This is a genomic window from Mucilaginibacter sp. (assembly GCF_039921305.1).
GTDB lineage: Bacteria > Bacteroidota > Bacteroidia > Sphingobacteriales > Sphingobacteriaceae > Mucilaginibacter.
Genome location: NZ_JBDSCA010000076.1, coordinates 1 through 14548, shown reverse-complemented (window position 1 = coordinate 14548; position 14548 = coordinate 1). Strand labels below are relative to the sequence as shown.

Here is a 14548-nt window from a genome sequence, read left to right as displayed (position 1 = left end):
CGAATGGACCAATGATGAATGCCCTCGCCAAAAAACTGTTGATCAAACCCGGTAAAAGCTGGCTGTTTTACAATCCGCCACAAGATTACCTAACCCAACTCCACCCCTTGCCCGAAGGCGTAACCACCCATTTTGAACCCGGAGGAACGTTTGATGGTATCCAACTATTCGTACATGACAGTGATGAACTGAACGAAAGCCTGAGTGTTATTGGCCCACTAATTAAACCCGATACTGTAGCCTGGATATGTTATCCTAAAAAAAGCTCGGGCATAACCAGTGATCTAACCATGATGGGTAGCTGGGACGAATTGACCAAATACAACCTCGAGGTAGTCGCCGCCGCTTCGGTTAACGAGGTGTGGACAGCAGTCCGCATACGCACCATCGGCCTGGCCAAAAAATCAAACACAGGCAATGCCGAGATCAAACAAAATGATTACTCCGCTTACATTGATGTAGACAACCGGAAAGTATATTTACCCACCGATGTTGAAGCCGCTTTAAAAGCCGTTCCCCAAGCTTTTAATTTGTATGATAAGTTAGCCTATTCGCATAAAAAGGAATACATACTTTGGATACTGAGCGCCAAACAAGAAAAAACCCGAACCGACAGGTTAGCTAAAATGGTGGAGAAGTTATTGAGTGGGAAAAAGAACCCGGGAGATAAATAGGATTACTACTTGCTATTTAATAACTGTTCATATATCCCTAAGTTTTCATCATCAAAACAAACAAATACTACTTCTTCTACACTATCATTACTTCTTAAAAATTCGCGAATAGTAGCTACTGCAATTTCTGCGGCTGGTTGTTTTGGGTATCCGTAAATACCAGTACTAATGTTTGGAAAAGCAATAGTTTTAACATCGTGATTAACTGCCAGTTTTAAACTATTGCGATAGCAATTTGCCAGTAATTCGCTCACACCACCTTTACCACCATTATAAACCGGACCTACGGTATGTATCACATACCTGGCAGGTAGCTTACCGCCTGTTGTTATAACCGCATCACCAGTTTTACAGCCGCCTTGCCTGCTCCGTATAGCCATGCACTCTTCCAATATAGCTTTACCGCCTGCCCGGTGGATAGCACCATCAACACCACCGCCGCCCAGCAAACTACTATTAGCCGCATTTACTATAACATCTACTTTAAGTTTGGTGATATCACCTCTGGTCAATTTTATTTTGTTAGGCATGATCCGTTTTTAAGATATAACAATTTAGCTTTGTAATGTTCGTTTAGCGCATCAACTCGCTCACCAACTCCGGCACTCCAACCGTAGCCTTAGCTTCTATCTTGGTAACGTTAGCTACATTATAAACAGTAGGCACTTTAGGGTCAACAATATATTTCGGTATTTCATCAGGCACATAATTAATCAACCCAGATGCCGGGTAAACGGCCAATGATGTGCCGACAAGGATAAACAAATCGGCAATGGCGCAGATCTGTGAGGCAGTTGATATCATCGGAACCATTTCGCCAAACCAAACTACATGCGGGCGCAATGGCGAACCTAATTCACAAACCTCATCCATACCTAACTCCCAGCCGGTAATAGGATAAGTGAGCCTGGCATTTTTGCTTGATTGCGAACGGGTGATAACACCATGCAAATGCACCACATTGGTAGAACCCGCCCGTTCGTGCAGATCGTCAATATTTTGAGTGATGATGGTTACCTTGTATTTACCTTCCAGTTTAGCTAAAGCATAGTGGGCCGCATTGGGCTCAGCTTCTAAAACCGATTTACGCCGCTCATTATAAAATTGCTGCACCAGGGCAGGGTCGCGCTGCCAGGCTTCCGGCGTAGCCACATCTTCAATGTTATAGCCTTCCCACAACCCGTCACTATCCCTGAATGTTTTCAAGCCGCTCTCGGCGCTAATGCCCGCTCCCGTTAATATCACGATGTGAGCCCCCCTAACCCCCTGAAGGGGGAGTTTTTGATTTGCATGATCTTTCATGGTATTCAAAATTAATAATTATGGTATAAAAAAGGAGCGATGATACAATCACCGCTCCTTTAAATCTTTATAATAATGAAGTAAGATTAAGCCACTTCAAAAACTCCCCCTTTAGGGGGCTGGGGGGCTAGTACAGTGTACTTGCGTTGTGCCAGTTCAAAACCGCCGTACAATAAAGCGCCAAATATCAGGTTACCGTAAAGCAACGGCTTCTCAAACGGAATAGCTTTATACAGAGCCTTGGCATACCCAGCCAGATCGTGAGTATAAGCAGCACCATATAAAAATGGCAGATCAGTTAGTAACCAATGGATCAAAACCGATACCAGCGATGCGCTGATCACGTTCATCACGTTTACCTTTTTAATCATCATACCAACAACCACCATTAAAGCTAAAGCAATATAAACGATGATAGAACTGCTGCTAACCAATACAAATTTGTGATAGTAAGCATAATTTATCGCCAGATCGCTCACAAAAATGGTAAGCAAAGGCACAAAAAAGGCTTTAAATTTATCCTTAAAATAAGTACCGCTAAACATGGCAACAGCACCAATAGGTGTAAAAGTTACCCACTCGGTAAGGTGATTGATGTTTAATGATCGTATTACAGCGGCAGCGATTACCATTAAAATGAGTACGCTATTGCGGATGTTAATTTTCTCTAAAGACATAATTTTGATTTCTGCAGTAAAATTAGCAATTATAAACTAAATTAAAATTACTTGTTCACAAATACAATAGTACCCGGTACTACACCTGTTGCTATAGTGTATTCTTTTTTACCTGTTTTATCAAAAGCGAAAAGTGTACCGTTTGATGAGTAGTTTTTAGCATCTGTAATAAACACTTCGCCGGTAAGGTCATCAACAGCTAAAGCATAAGCAGCAGTAAATGTGGTACCATCGGTAATAAAGTTAGTAGAACCGTTTGTTTGGGTTTTAACATTATAAATTAATACCTGTGTAACTGCCGCGCCGGTTGCATAGCTGGTTGATAAATAGTAAGCATTATCGCCAACGATAGTAAAAGGGCCCGGGCCAAAATCAGTTTTTTTGGTAACCACATCAGTTGCGCTGTTAATGATACTTAAGCTTGCGTTGGTAGGTACCGTGCAAGCATAACATCCATAGCCGTTAACATAAACATTACCATAGCTATCGGCAGATACAGCGTAAGGATCATCACCAACCGTTATTAGTTTAGTTACAGTCAAAGTTGTAAGGTCTATCACCGATACCGTTTTATCTACATTAGTGTAAGTTAAGCCACCACCGTTGGCAACATATAATTTTCCGTTACTTACCGCCATTTGCTCTGGGTTACGGCCTACCGGGATAGTTTTAATTACCGTTAAACTTGCAGTATCTATCACAACTACATTACCATCATACAGGGTAACAAAAGCGTTGCTTTTATAAAAAGCTAATGATCGTGGTTCGCGGGATGTTGTGCCGGTTAAAAAGCTCAATGTTTTGATGCTTTTCGCTGTTTTAGCATTTACCACTTCAACAGTACCCGAAAGGTCAACTGCGATGTACAATTTTGAACCGTATATTTTAGCATCGTTAGGGGTTGTACCTAAGGGTTTGTTAGCATTTGCCGAAGCAAAAATGTCTGCCGTTAATAATTTCGATGTGTAATCGTAATAAGTTAAGGTACCTACACCGCTTGGAAACTGACCTTGGTTTAAAACATACACTCCCGCCCGTTGTGCTGTAGGCTGGTCTTTTACCTCCTCCTGCTTGTCTTTATGGCATGATGCAAGCACGGTTACACATGCCAGCGAAATAAATAAGTACCTAAGTTTAAAGTGTTTCATAAATAAATGGTTATCGTTTTAAATTGTGATTTGTAAAGTAAACCTGAGCGACCGCCCCGGCATTGGATAATTTTGTACTACTGTATAACTCTTGTTGAAAAGATTATTGACTTCCCCCGATACCATAACTGGTTTATGGCTTAATGAAAACCGGTAAACTACTGATGCATCGCTGATACTGTAGGCAGGCAAGTAGTAAATAGCATCATGATTACTTACGCTGTAGCGGGATGAGGATAATATTTGATTATAGTAAATACCCAGTTGCTGATAATTTACACCCGTGTTAAAAGCCAGCGTGTTTACCGGTACGTAGGGTATCTGGTCGAGATAGTAAGAGTCCGTCGGGTTGGTCACATCCAGCGCGTTCTGATGGGTGTAACTTGCCGATAAGGTGCCTTTTAATTGTGTTGTCAAATTAAATTTGCTTTTCAGGTTCACGTCTAAGCCTTTGATCTCTACACTACCTAAATTAACCGCCGAAGGTGTAACTGGCGAGCGGGCCGGTATAAATATGATCTTATCTTTTACGTTGTTGTAGTACACATCCGCTGTTAAAGCTATATAATCAAGTATTCCCAAAAAGCTTTTACTGTAACTAGCGCCTAAATTATATTGATCAGTATATTCAGGTCTTAAGAGCCTCGGTGCTATCGCATAATAATACTGTTCGGAAAAAGTGGGGTTACGATATATAGCTTTGTAAAAAGCCCTCAATTGCAAACCCGAATTTTTAAAGGGCTCAACTGATGCCATTATTGTTGGCGTAAACTTACTGTGTGATGCCGCCGCCATACCTGTTTTAACATGGTCATGAATATAGGTATTGAGCAAATTGGCTTGAAAATGCCATCTGCCCGCGGTGATATCTGTTGCTAATACATTGAATAGGCTCAATCTTGTAGGGAAGGCAAAGCTATATACGTCCGACTGCAGATTGGCCACATCCACATCTGATGCAACTGAAACCTGCCAGTTATTTATAACCTCATAAGCTACCGCAACCGACTGATAGGCTTCCCGCTGTGTATAATGCTCATCAATATACCCCTGTATATTCAAATACGGCGAATTGAAGTAGTTGAGATAGCTTTGTGATAATCTGGTGTTAAGTTTAAACTGTAAACTATTGATGGCCAAATGCTCATAGCCAGCCTGTATAAAGTAATCCCTGTTATGCAGATATTGATTGGGCAATATTGCGTTAATAATGTTAGGGCCGGGAACGCCCCTGTCCGAATGATAATAGTTAAATTGCAGATTAAATTTCACACTGTCAGATTTTGTCCAGTATAAACCGGCATCTATCTGCTGGGCATTTATCTGATCATTTGCACGGATGGCCGAGCTATCATTTCTACTGGTGGCTACTTTGTATTTGAATTGCCCGTTGGCATACTCTTCCAACCCGTTAATAACAAATGACCAATGCTTACTTAAAAGTTGCTGCCATTGCAGGTAAGGGTTCACCAACCCAAAAGAACCACCTTTAATACCAACAAGCATCTGGTATGGTTTTTCGCGCGTTAACACAGGTACAATGGTTTTAATAGAAAGCACACTAGCAGATGCGAAAGCACGTGCAGTTTGGCAAATATCAGGTGGCTGGGCGTTGTATAACGTTACTTCCTGTATGTTATTCAGGTTAAACTTACTTAAATCTATCTGCCCTGTTTGCGCGTTATTTAACTGGACACCGTTATAAAGAACAGCGGTATTATCTGCGCCGAGGCTGCGTACAGATACCGTTTTTAATCCACCGATACCGCCGTAATCCTTAACATTAACCCCTGCAAAATTGCGAATAGCATCAGCAACATTAAAAGCACTGTAACGAACAAAATCATTCGTGTTTAACTGTTGTGATGGTGTTATAGTTTGAACATGTGGTATAGCGCTATTTTTAATCTCAATCTGTTTTAACTTTTTTGTAGTATCACGCTGGGCCAGCACCTGCACAGGCCTGGCGAAAAGACTAAGCAACAGCAACCCTGCTCCTGCTTTTGTAAAGCGGGCAAATTTCGCAGTGTACGGTTGTATCGGTTTTTCCATATTGTAAAACTTAAACTCGCGCCAATAAAATAGAATGGAAATACACCTTAGATGATGAGGGAGCATTCACATTCGAGCTTCTATCCGCGAAAGCTGGAATCGTATATTGCTAATGGCAGGTATTCTGGCTCATCCTACGTTGATGTCTTCCCATCCCGATGAATCGGGAAAGTGACTTGAGGCTCAACTAAGCCGCTACTTTTTAATGGTAGTGGCCGGACTTACAGCTGCGGGACAGCTCCGGATTTACACCGGATTCCCTTTTAATCCCTTTTGGCGACGAAGCCAAAAAGAAACCGAAAGCGATGCAAATGTAAGATAAGATATGGTAAATTGAAAATGCATCTCTTATATTTACAAATATGAAGTTTTACTGCACCCTACTTTTAGCGATGATGGCCCTATCCGCGGAAGCGCAACAACCTGATACTGTATTTTTAAAAAACCTGCTGCAAAGCCACCCGGAGTTATTTTTAGGGATATTGAACCATCCTACACAAAACGAAGTGCAGGTATTGTATACCCAAATAAACCGCGACGCACAAAACAAGTCCCATTTTAAGAGCTACAGCTACCGGGTAGATGCCAAACGATACTTCTACCCCGCCAGTACAGTGAAGCTCCCTACGGCTTTATTTGCCCTCGAAAAACTAAACGAATTAAAGGCGCCGGGCTTAAGTAAAGAAAGCGCCATGATAACCGATAGCGGCTTCGCCGGACAAACCCGGGTTTTAAAAGATGCGTCATCGGCAACGGGCCTGCCATCAATAGCCAATTACATCAAAAAAATATTGCTGGTGAGCGATAATGACGCCTACAACCGCCTGTACGAATTTGTTGGCCGGGCCGAGATCAACGCCAAACTCAAAAAGTACGGCTTAACCGAAACCCGCATTATTAACCGCCTGGCTATTGGCGATAAGTGCGAAAGTACAAAACACACCAACCCCATTAACTTTTACGACGGCGATAAACTGGTTTATAGCAAACCGGAACTGTATGATCCGCTGGAATACCACATGCAGCTTAACAATATGATGCAAGGCAAGGGTTATCTGGATAGTCACGACAAACTGGTTATGGAGCCTTTCGATTTTAGCCGCAACAACATTTATACCATACCTAACCAGCAAATGGTATTAAGGCGACTGCTGTTTCCCGAGAGCTTCCCGGCCAATCAGCGGTTTAATTTAACCGCTGATGATTACAACCTGGTGTACCGCTATATGAGCACCTTCCCTACCGAAAACACCAACCCAACTTACCGGAAACCAGATTACTACCCCGCTTACTGCAAGTTTTTGTTGTATGGTGGCGATAGCTCGGCGGTGATCGATCCCAACATCCGCATCTTTAACAAAATTGGCGATTCTTATGGGTATGATATTGATAACGCCTACATTATCGACCTTAAAAACAAGGTCGAATTTATGCTCACAGCCGTTGTACAATCAAACGAAGATGGTATTTACAACGATAACAAATACGAATACGCCACCGTATGTTTGCCCTTTATGAAGAATTTAGGCCGTGTGATCTATGAGTACGAACTAAAGCGTACCAAAATACACTTGCCCGATCTGAAGAAATTCACTTTCGACTATAAATAAACCGACAAATATTTTCATTTAAAGAAAACCTATAGCGTTTTACGGGGTTAATATATAACATCAACCCAATAATGTTATGGACTTAAAATCAATAAGCCAGCGACTTGTTCCGGCTACTATAAATAACGAACCTGTAAACCTGGAATTACCCGAGCGTTTAGCATCGGTAGCCATAGGCACCAAACTAGCCTTTTCGGGATTGTTTGGGGTATTTCGCCATCCATTGCGCAGTACCTTTAAATTAGTTGCGGGTGGCTACTTACTGCAACGTGGCGTTACGGGCCATTGCTCTTTATATTCAAAAATAGGTAAAACAACTACCAATCCGGTTAATATCAATATCCGTTATACGTTTACCGTTAACCGCTCCCGGTTAGATGTTTATGGCTTTTGGCGCCGGTTAGAGAACCTGCCCCTGTTTATGAGCCATTTAGAAAACATTACCGTGATTGATAACACCCGCTCGCATTGGGAAGCTAAAATACCAGGTAACCTGGGCAATATTAGCTGGGAGGCCGAAATAGTAAAAGATGAACCGGGATATTTTATTGGCTGGCATTCGTTAGAAGGCGCAACCATCGAAAACGCCGGCAAGGTTGAATTTGAAGATGCGCCAGGCGGAGGTACAATTGTTAAAGTAGTAATAAGCTACCTGCCACCTGTGGGCGGTTTAGGCACCGGTATAGCAAAATTACTGAACCCCATATTCGAAAAAATTGTACGTGAAGATGTACTGAACTTTAAAGATTATATTGAAACCATATACGGGCCTAATGCTCAGAGCGAGGATGACTTGCAACCCGATATTACGATAATTACCATTGAGGATAATCGGCAGTAACTTCATTTTGTATAAATAATTTTGTATAAATAAAAAAGCGCCATTGTTGTTAAAGCAATGGCGCTTTTTTTATCTTGCTTTTAACACTTTCACGGTAACAAGCAACTGCCCGTAATGCCTGGTAGTATGCTCAGCAGCATGAACCAAAAGGCCAATTACAGTTGATGGAATTTGCGCCCGGCCTACACCTTTTGTTTCGGTCAAAGTGCTTTCGTTTGTGTTTTGTAAAATATTTAAAGCATTATTAACCTGATTATTAAAAGCTTTAACTAAAGTTTCACTTAGGTTATTGCCAATATAAGCTTTGCCCTCGCGGGAAAGGTAATCAAGTTGTTGCTCATTCAATGCCTCGCCCCCCGCGTAAGTAAAAAGCCTATCCAAAACCCCGGTTAAGTGTTGCAAATGAAAGCCGGGCGAAGCTAATCCGGCCGGGCGTTCCCACAGCAGCTCATCCGGGAAACCGACCATTAATTCGTTCAGCTCTTCGCGCACCTGGAGCAGCGCGTGTGCTACGGGTTGTAATAGTGGCGGTACATTGGGCAGCGGTCCGCGCAACCATACTTCGGCTTTGTTTTGCGACATCTTGATGGATTATTTATTTCAACAATAAACAAATGTAACCGGGGATGGTTATACCTGCTCAAACTAAATTAAATCATTATGTCATTTGATCAATATCACGAGCCTGTTAACGAATTATCTGATGAAACCCGCACCTTCGCGCGGATGATCGTATCACTAACTGAAGAGGCCGAAGCTATTAACTGGTACGAGCAGCGCATATCTGTTGAGAAGAACAAGGATGCCAAAGCTATTATGCAAAACGCCCAGCACGAAGAGTTTAAACACTTTGGTATGGACCTTGAGTTTCTGCTGCGCCAAAAGCCGGTTTGGAAAAAAACCTTACAAGCCATCTTATTTAAAGACGGCGATATTGTGGAGTTGGGCGAAAAAGGTGAAGAAGCATCAGAATAATTGGCATATTGCCCATAGTAAGTTGTGAGTTGAAAGCGTATATTTACGTTTTCGACCCACAACTTACAAATGGACAAACTACAGCAAGCTTTTGAACTGTTTGACGCTTACAACAAGCAAGACCCTACTACTTTGGTTTGGAATGGTGTTACCTACCCTTCCGAATATTTTTATGCCATTGAACTTTACAATTGGGTTTTAAAATTGGAACCTGAAGCCAGCGAGGCGGTGCTGCTGGCATCGCGCAGTCAACACATCGGCCGCTGGACCATTCCGCGTGAAACCTATCCGGATGGTAAGGTTGGCTACCTCAACTGGCGAAGCGACCTTGCAAAATTCCATGCCACAACATCCGGCTACATGATGTTACAGGCCGGTTATAATGAAAATTTTATTGAAGAAGTTAAACGGATTATTCTTAAACAAAAGATCAAGCTCGATCCCGAAGTGCAACTGATGGAGAACGCTTTATGCCTTGTTTTTTTAGAGTTCCAGTTTGAAGATTTTATTCAGAAACATGATGATGATAAGCTTATCCACATCATCAAAAAAACCTGGAACAAAATGAGCCAACCCGGCCGTGATGCTGCCTTTACATTAAAATACAGCGAAAAGGCTTTAAAGCTGATCAAGCTGGCGATAACCTAAAATTGCATTTATTTAGCCGGATCTTCCGGCTCTTTCTTCTCTCTCGGGCCGCGTTTGTGAATAATGAGGCCGTTTAAAAAATTGCGCAATATCTGATCCCCGCAAGGTTTAAAGTTGGGATGGTCTTCGTTGCGAAATATCGCGCCAAGCTCCGTTTTAGTGATCCGGAAATCAACCAGGGCCAATATGTTCACAATATCAGTATCGTTTAGTTTTAACGCTACCCGCAGTTTTTTCATCACATCATTATTGCTCATGGTATTGTGTTATTAATTGTGCCTGTATATATTTACGGCTCCCTATTTTGCACAAACTTAATACCTAAAGTTACACAACCAATAATATTTTTTATGAAAATACGGCTAAGCCTTACGTTATTACTCAGTTTTTTATTGTCCATCGCCACAAACGCGCAAATAAGGTTACCTAAAATTATTGGCAGCAATATGGTTTTACAGCGCAACCAGCCTGTACCCGTTTGGGGCTGGGTTGGCGCAGGCAAATCTGTGAGGGTAAAATTTGCGGGCCAGCAAAAAGGGGCTGTAGCTAATGCTGATGGTTATTGGAAGGTAATGTTATCGCCGCTAACAACATCAGATAAGCCACAGAATATGATTATCACATCCGACACATCAAAAATTGAACTAACCAATATTTTGGTTGGCGAAGTTTGGTTAGGTGGCGGCCAATCAAACATGGAGTACCTGATGAAGCTGCAACATGCCAAACCAGGCAAGGGAATTGATAGTGCCGCCCTGGAGTTAAGTAGCCACAACCCGCAAATACGCCTGTTTAAAGTAGACAAGAAGTTGAGTTTACCCGATGTTACAACTACGGGCTGGAACGAATCGGGCGGGGTGGCATTGGAGCAGTTTTCGGCACCGGCCTATTACTTTGCCAAATGCCTTTATAATACGTTGCATGTACCTATCGGGATGATCGCTTCATCGTGGGGAGGCAGTCGTATTGAACCCTGGACACCAGCCAGCGCCTACCAAGCTTTGCCCGCTTTTAAAAGCGATATGGCTGTAAAACCTTTAATGATAGATAGTATGGTCCCCGGTAAAAACTATGAAAGCATGATACACCCGCTTGCCCCTTTTGCTTTGCACGGGTTTATCTGGTACCAGGGCGAATCTAACTGTAGCATTAACGACAGCCTACGCTATGCCGATAAATACCAGGCCCTGGTTGATAGTTGGCGCAAGGTTTGGAACAATGATAAGCTCCCCTTCTATTCGGTGCTTATAGCGCCCCATACATACACCAAACGTAAAGACCACGTAAAGCATACTCCCCTAACCCTGCCACAATTTTGGGAAGCTCAGGTTTTGGCCCTAAAAATCCCCTATACCGAAATGATAAACGTGAGCGACCTGGTTGATAAAGTAACTGACATTCACCCATCATACAAATGGGAAGTTGGCCGCCGACTGGCCTTGGTTGCTTTGGCTAAAGATTATGGTTATAAAAAAACCGTTTACAGCGGCCCGCGATACAAAAGCATGCAGATAAAAGGCGATAAAGTGATTCTGCAATTTGATAATGCCAAGGGCTTGAAAACTAACGACGGTAAAGCCGTAGATAACTTTAGCATTGCCGGGGCCGATGGCAATTTTGTTCCCGCTGTAGCGGAGATCAACGGCAATACGGTTGTGCTATCAAGTCCGGATGTGAGCAAACCCGTTAATGTGCGTTTTGCATGGATAGAAACTGCCATGCCTAATTTGGTAAATAGCGCGGGCTTACCCGCATTTCCATTCAGAACGAATGGAAATAGCTGGAGTTATGTGAAATCTAATTAGAGTTGAGAGTTTAGAATCAAGAGCCCAGACTCAGGAATCAAGATAAATGCATTATTGTCATTGCGAGCGGTAGCGTGGCAATCGCACCGAAGCAGGGCAGCTATACAGGGCGAATATGTCTCTGCACGATTGCTTCCTTACGGCCTGACAATAGTTTAATGCATCTTGATTCCTGAGTCTTGGCTCTTGATTCTTTCTTTATACGTCTCTCCTCAACACCTCCAACGGAGGTTTATTCAATACACCCCGGCTGTTTAATAATCCTATAACCACCGTCAACAAGCATATTAAACCGAATATCCCTAATATGGGTAACACATGCGGCGTAAAGGTGGTATCAAAAGTATATTTAGCCAATGCCCAGCTTCCCGCTAACGAAATTAATAAGCCCGTAGCAGCGGCTAATGCTCCTAAAAACAGGTATTCTAAAGCTGTTATAACCAATATTTGCTTGCGGCTTGCACCGAGGGTACGAAGCAGCACACTCTCCTGTATCCTTTGGTATTTGCTGATACGTACCGAGGCGATCAAAACAATTACCCCCGTAAGGATGCTGAACAACGCCATAAACTGGATAACGAAACCTATCTTACCCAACAGTTCGTCTATCACCGAAAGGATCAATGCCAGATCGATCACCGAAATATTGGGGAAGTTACGCACCATAGTTTGCTGGAAACTTGCCGATACTTTGCTATCAGGCACACGGCTTATCTGCACGTAAAATTGCGGAGCCTGCTCCAGTATCCCGGCAGGGAACACAATTAAAAAATTGGTTTGAACCCGATTAAAGTTTACCGATCGGGTACTTTTGATCTGCGTAAGCATAGGCGCGCCCTGCACGTTAAACAACAATTTATCCCCCATGTGTAAATGACTGCGGCGGGCATAACCCTCTTCTATCGAAATTGGGATGGTTTCGTTAGGGTTTGAATGACCTATCCATTTACCATCGGTTATTTTTTCGGTACTGGTTAACGAGTCGCGGTAGGTTACCCGGTACTCGCGGGTTAATACATGGTGCGGAACGGATGTTTTACTGGTATCTTTTTTTAATTGTGCGGCGGTTTTACCGTTCACTTCCATCAATGTCATGGTAACAATTGGCACCTGCGATATTACGGGCAGGTTTTGTTTTTTGGTTAACGCGGCCACGCCTTCTTTTTGGGTAGATTGGATATCAAACAAAATAATATTAGGCTGGTTGCCGCTGGATGACATGCTTACCCGCTGCAACAATATGCCCTGGATAAAGAACAGGGTACAAATGAAAGCGGTTCCTAAACCGATAGAGATAATTAGTATGACTGACTGATTATTTGGGCGGTATAGGTTTGAAAAGCCTTGTCGCCACAGGTAACTCCAGCCAAACGGGAAGAAGCGTTTTACCAGCCACATGAGCAACCTGGCCATACCTGCCAATATTAAAAATGCCACCAAAATACAGATAACGAATATTACGGTTTGCCCGATGCTCCCCAATTGCAGGTAAGTAAAGCCACCGATGAAAAGCAAGATCAACAAATAAACAAGCCACTTTAAAGGATCGCGGGTTAGGCTGGTTTCTTCAAAGCTTAAACGCAAGGTATTTAATGGCGATACATTACGAACGGATAGTAATGGAGACAGGGCGAATAAAACAGAAATAATAACACCCAATAATACCCCTTGCGCTATTGATTTCCACGATACGGTAACATCGATGGTAAAAGGGATAAAATCTTTAAGCACAACTGGCAATACCAGTTGTATTACTGTACCCAGCAAAGAGCCTATTACCGCGCCTATAAAGCCTACACCTACTATCTGGATCAGGTAAATTAAAAATGCCTGTGAGGCCTTTACTCCCAGGCAGCGGAGCATGGCTATGGTGTTGATCTTTTCGCGTATGTAAATGTGGATGGCGCTGGCTACGCCAATACAGCCTAATAGCAGCGCAATAAAACCTACAAGAGCCAAAAAGCTTGTTAAATCGGCAAATGATTTACCGGTTTGCTGCTTTTGGGTTTCGATGGTATCGTAGTTGATACCTTCCTTTTCTAACCTCGGCTCAATCGTTTTAACCAGTTTGGCCATATCAACCGTGTGGTTGTACTTAAAGTAATAGCGGTAATTGATGCGGCTACCACGCTGAATTAAACCGGTTTGCTCCACATAATTAGCCGGAATATAAATTATAGGGGCCACGCTTGATGCTACCCCAGTTTGTCCGGGAGCCTTGTTTAGTACACCCGCAATTTTAAAAGCCATCTTCCCTACCCTGATAGAATCGCCAACTTTGGATGCGAATTGCAGCATCAAAGTTTTATCAACCAAAGCTTCTTTATTGTTCCGGAAACTTCTTCCAGCGGCTTCGGGCGTAGTTTCCAGTTCCCCATAATACGGGAATGCGCCTTGCAAAGCTTTTACTTGCACTAACCTTGTGCCGTTGTTACTGGTAAACTGCACCATTGATACAAAGCTGCGCTCCTGCGAGCGCTCATCGCCAAGGGAATCAATCAGTTTTTTGATCACCGGTGCCACCTCTTTGTTAGATGATATCACCAAATCGGCACCTATCAAGGTTGCGGCCTGGTCATTTATATTTTGTTTAAGATTATCGCCGAAAGAATATATAGCCACCAAGGCGGCTATGCCCAATACAATAGACGACACGAACAGGAACAACCTTGAACGGTTTTTCCGGCTATCGCGCCATGCCATTTTAAAGAGCCAGGGTATGTTTATTTTGTTAGTTAATTGGTTCATTTGTTCAATGGTCATTGGTTCATTAGTAAACCCTATTATCATTTCTCTCTCGTACCCTGCCTGCCGGC

At 42.8% G+C, this 14548-nt stretch carries 14 protein-coding genes and 1 riboswitch; of the genes, 6 read left to right on the top strand and 8 right to left on the bottom strand.

The window, feature by feature from the left end; translation table 11 throughout:
- The first annotated feature begins 11 nt into the window (after nt 1-11).
- Complete coding sequence (locus tag ABIN91_RS21515) at nt 12-674, top strand: YdeI/OmpD-associated family protein (RefSeq protein ID WP_348053680.1); 663 nt, start codon at nt 12-14, stop codon at nt 672-674.
- Between the two features lie 5 nt (nt 675-679).
- Here ABIN91_RS21515 and ABIN91_RS21510 read toward each other — a convergent pair whose 3' ends face one another.
- The 5 genes from ABIN91_RS21510 to ABIN91_RS21490 form a co-directional block, all read right to left on the bottom strand.
- Nucleotides 680-1204, bottom strand: a complete 525-nt coding sequence (locus ABIN91_RS21510) for an O-acetyl-ADP-ribose deacetylase (RefSeq protein WP_348053679.1) — start codon at nt 1202-1204, stop codon at nt 680-682.
- A gap of 43 nt (nt 1205-1247) precedes the next feature.
- A complete protein-coding gene (locus tag ABIN91_RS21505) occupies nt 1248-1976 on the bottom strand; it encodes an NAD-dependent deacylase (protein ID WP_348053678.1) in 729 nt (242 codons plus the stop codon).
- Nucleotides 1977-2062: 86 nt separating this feature from the next.
- Nucleotides 2063-2653: a DUF6580 family putative transport protein gene (locus ABIN91_RS21500; protein WP_348053677.1), complete on the bottom strand. Its 591-nt coding sequence runs from the start codon at nt 2651-2653 to the stop codon at nt 2063-2065.
- 47 nt (nt 2654-2700) lie between these two features.
- On the bottom strand, nt 2701-3801 hold the full coding sequence (locus ABIN91_RS21495) for a DUF5074 domain-containing protein (protein ID WP_348053676.1): 1101 nt from the start codon (nt 3799-3801) through the stop codon (nt 2701-2703).
- A gap of 18 nt (nt 3802-3819) precedes the next feature.
- A complete protein-coding gene (locus ABIN91_RS21490) occupies nt 3820-5853 on the bottom strand; it encodes a TonB-dependent receptor plug domain-containing protein (RefSeq protein WP_348053675.1) in 2034 nt (677 codons plus the stop codon).
- 96 nt (nt 5854-5949) lie between these two features.
- Nucleotides 5950-6169: riboswitch (cobalamin riboswitch) on the bottom strand.
- 46 nt (nt 6170-6215) lie between these two features.
- On the opposite strand from ABIN91_RS21490, the gene ABIN91_RS21485 reads away from it, so the two are divergent.
- Nucleotides 6216-7463 carry a serine hydrolase gene (locus tag ABIN91_RS21485; protein WP_348053674.1) on the top strand — a complete coding sequence of 416 codons (1248 nt, stop codon included), beginning with the start codon at nt 6216-6218 and terminating at the stop codon, nt 7461-7463.
- 76 nt (nt 7464-7539) lie between these two features.
- Nucleotides 7540-8304, top strand: a complete 765-nt coding sequence (locus ABIN91_RS21480; RefSeq protein WP_348053673.1) for an SRPBCC family protein — start codon at nt 7540-7542, stop codon at nt 8302-8304.
- 69 nt (nt 8305-8373) lie between these two features.
- On the opposite strand, the gene ABIN91_RS21475 is transcribed toward ABIN91_RS21480, so the two are convergent.
- Entirely contained in the window at nt 8374-8886 is a 513-nt protein-coding gene (locus ABIN91_RS21475; protein ID WP_348053672.1) for a DinB family protein, read from the bottom strand.
- A 78-nt stretch (nt 8887-8964) separates the two neighbouring features.
- On the opposite strand from ABIN91_RS21475, the gene ABIN91_RS21470 reads away from it, so the two are divergent.
- Nucleotides 8965-9279 (top strand): hypothetical protein, encoded by a 315-nt coding sequence (locus ABIN91_RS21470; RefSeq protein WP_348053671.1) that lies wholly within the window; start codon nt 8965-8967, stop codon nt 9277-9279.
- Nucleotides 9280-9348: 69 nt separating this feature from the next.
- The gene (locus ABIN91_RS21465; protein ID WP_348053670.1) at nt 9349-9927 is read left to right on the top strand and encodes a DUF4202 domain-containing protein; all 579 of its coding nucleotides are present in this window, start codon (nt 9349-9351) and stop codon (nt 9925-9927) included.
- A gap of 8 nt (nt 9928-9935) precedes the next feature.
- Here the strand turns inward: ABIN91_RS21465 and ABIN91_RS21460 are convergent, their stop codons facing one another.
- Nucleotides 9936-10184, bottom strand: coding sequence for a DUF1456 family protein (locus tag ABIN91_RS21460; RefSeq protein WP_348053669.1), 249 nt, complete (start codon nt 10182-10184; stop codon nt 9936-9938).
- A 93-nt stretch (nt 10185-10277) separates the two neighbouring features.
- Here ABIN91_RS21460 and ABIN91_RS21455 point away from each other — a divergent pair, with 93 nt between their 5' ends.
- Nucleotides 10278-11732, top strand: coding sequence for a sialate O-acetylesterase (locus ABIN91_RS21455; protein WP_348053668.1), 1455 nt, complete (start codon nt 10278-10280; stop codon nt 11730-11732).
- Nucleotides 11733-11930: 198 nt separating this feature from the next.
- Here ABIN91_RS21455 and ABIN91_RS21450 read toward each other — a convergent pair.
- The coding region (locus tag ABIN91_RS21450) for an FtsX-like permease family protein (protein WP_348053667.1) at nt 11931-14548 on the bottom strand (2618 nt) is incomplete at its 5' end.

Bases quoted from the DNA above. Each gene is read 5' to 3' on its own strand.
- ABIN91_RS21455 (WP_348053668.1), top strand. From the start codon at position 10,278: ATGAAAATACGGCTAAGCCTTACGTTATTACTCAGTTTTTTATTGTCC.
- ABIN91_RS21470 (WP_348053671.1), top strand. From the start codon at position 8,965: ATGTCATTTGATCAATATCACGAGCCTGTTAACGAATTATCTGATGAA.
- ABIN91_RS21515 (WP_348053680.1), top strand. From the start codon at position 12: ATGATGAATGCCCTCGCCAAAAAACTGTTGATCAAACCCGGTAAAAGC.
- ABIN91_RS21505 (WP_348053678.1), bottom strand. From the start codon at position 1,976: ATGAAAGATCATGCAAATCAAAAACTCCCCCTTCAGGGGGTTAGGGGG.
- ABIN91_RS21460 (WP_348053669.1), bottom strand. From the start codon at position 10,184: ATGAGCAATAATGATGTGATGAAAAAACTGCGGGTAGCGTTAAAACTA.
- ABIN91_RS21510 (WP_348053679.1), bottom strand. From the start codon at position 1,204: ATGCCTAACAAAATAAAATTGACCAGAGGTGATATCACCAAACTTAAA.
- ABIN91_RS21495 (WP_348053676.1), bottom strand. From the start codon at position 3,801: ATGAAACACTTTAAACTTAGGTACTTATTTATTTCGCTGGCATGTGTA.
- ABIN91_RS21500 (WP_348053677.1), bottom strand. From the start codon at position 2,653: ATGTCTTTAGAGAAAATTAACATCCGCAATAGCGTACTCATTTTAATG.
- ABIN91_RS21485 (WP_348053674.1), top strand. From the start codon at position 6,216: ATGAAGTTTTACTGCACCCTACTTTTAGCGATGATGGCCCTATCCGCG.
- ABIN91_RS21465 (WP_348053670.1), top strand. From the start codon at position 9,349: ATGGACAAACTACAGCAAGCTTTTGAACTGTTTGACGCTTACAACAAG.
- ABIN91_RS21490 (WP_348053675.1), bottom strand. From the start codon at position 5,853: ATGGAAAAACCGATACAACCGTACACTGCGAAATTTGCCCGCTTTACA.
- ABIN91_RS21475 (WP_348053672.1), bottom strand. From the start codon at position 8,886: ATGTCGCAAAACAAAGCCGAAGTATGGTTGCGCGGACCGCTGCCCAAT.
- ABIN91_RS21480 (WP_348053673.1), top strand. From the start codon at position 7,540: ATGGACTTAAAATCAATAAGCCAGCGACTTGTTCCGGCTACTATAAAT.